General features: G+C 35.6%; 2 protein-coding genes. One reads left to right on the top strand and one right to left on the bottom strand.

What is annotated here, in order from left to right; genetic code table 11:
- The first annotated feature begins 176 nt into the window (after positions 1-176).
- Positions 177-995, top strand: coding sequence for an inositol monophosphatase family protein (locus AFK68_RS00195; RefSeq protein ID WP_094670704.1), 819 nt, complete (start codon positions 177-179; stop codon positions 993-995).
- A 138-nt stretch (positions 996-1,133) separates the two neighbouring features.
- Here the strand turns inward: AFK68_RS00195 and AFK68_RS00200 are convergent.
- A partial coding sequence (locus AFK68_RS00200) for an SAM-dependent methyltransferase (protein ID WP_246843901.1) occupies positions 1,134-1,547 on the bottom strand: 414 nt, incomplete at its 5' end.

Consider the following 1,547-nt stretch of genomic DNA (forward strand, 5'->3'; position numbering starts at 1 on the left):
GAATTGGAAGAGTTTATGGTCTTTCAAAATCAATTAGGATAAAAAATAAAAATTACAAAAAAATAAGGTCTCAAGCCTTCCCTTTTAAGGGAATAAAAAAAGTAAATTTCAGTATTTAAAGCGTCTGACTTTAGAGGTTGATACTGATAACTGATAACCGATAACTGATAACTAATATGACAGACTTCTGGAACCAAGTTTTAAACTTTGCAGAAACAACTACTTTCAGAGTAGGAAATCAACTATTAAAAGACTTTGGAAATGTTAAAGCAGACGAAAAAGCTGATGGTAGTTTAGTTACTAAATCCGATAAATGGGCAGATAGGGAAATTAGAGAAGCGATCGCCTCTACTTTTCCTACCCACGGAATATTAACAGAGGAAAGTCAACAGATATTTCCTAGTAATGAATGGTGTTGGATTATCGACCCTTTAGATGCTACAACAAACTTTGCTAAAGGTATGCCAATTTGGGGAACTTGTATGGGATTATTATATCGAGGTACTCCTATATTTGGTTATGTAAATTTGCCACCATTACGTCAATCTTATTATGGTTTTTATTATCAGGAACATCAAAACTATTTAAGTAATCCACCTATCACTAGAGCATTTTTAAATCATCGGCAAATTCACCCACTTAAAGATAGAATTACTGGTAATCATTTATTTAATCTTTGCTCTCGAAGTACAAAAATTATACCCCAATTACCAACAAAAATTAGAATGATAGGAATAGCAAGTTATAACTTTTTACTTGTAGCTTCTGGCACATCTATTGGTGGGATTGAAGCGACACCGAGAATTTGGGATATTGCTGCATCTTGGGTAATCGCAAAAGCGGCAGGAGCAATTTGGATACCATTAGGATCGGCAGATATTTTTCCTTTAAAAATAGGCAAAGATTATTTGAGTCATCCCTTTCCTACTTTAGTTGTGGGAAATGAAGAATTAGTTCCTTATTTTTTGCCTATAGTTAAATCTTTAGGAAGATAAACCAAAAGTCAGACATAGAATTTTCAGAGCAAGTTATTTGAATTACTTAGCAAAAATCATACCCTTTATCCTCTAGAGGGTAGTTTTATTTGTAATACCAAATTGATCGATATTTGATACAAATAGCTAGGGAACTTTTTAGCACCCTTGAGTTTGACTAGGAATTAAAACCAAAGACCAGTAGGGAACCTCAGTTGCCTCAACCTCAGTAATAGCGATAATTTGCTGATTAGTTTGAGTTGCTCTTTCAATATAAAGTGCACGATGTAACAACCCCAACTCATCCAAAATCTTGCAGACTTTGGTAAAATGTCTGCCTAATTTGATAATTACCATTGCATCAGCAACAGTAAGGCGATCGCGTAACTTAATCTCATCCAAAGTAGCGGGTATAATACTCAAGACATCGTTGCGGTAAGTAATTGGCACACCGAGCATGGCAGCACTTGCCATTGTTGAGGAAATTCCCGGTACAACTTCCGTGGGAAACTGCCCCGAAAGTCGCTGAAAAACATACATAAATGACCCATATAACATCGGTTCCCCCTCACA

This window comes from Hydrocoleum sp. CS-953, assembly GCF_002260545.1.
Classification (GTDB): domain Bacteria; phylum Cyanobacteriota; class Cyanobacteriia; order Cyanobacteriales; family Microcoleaceae; genus Trichodesmium.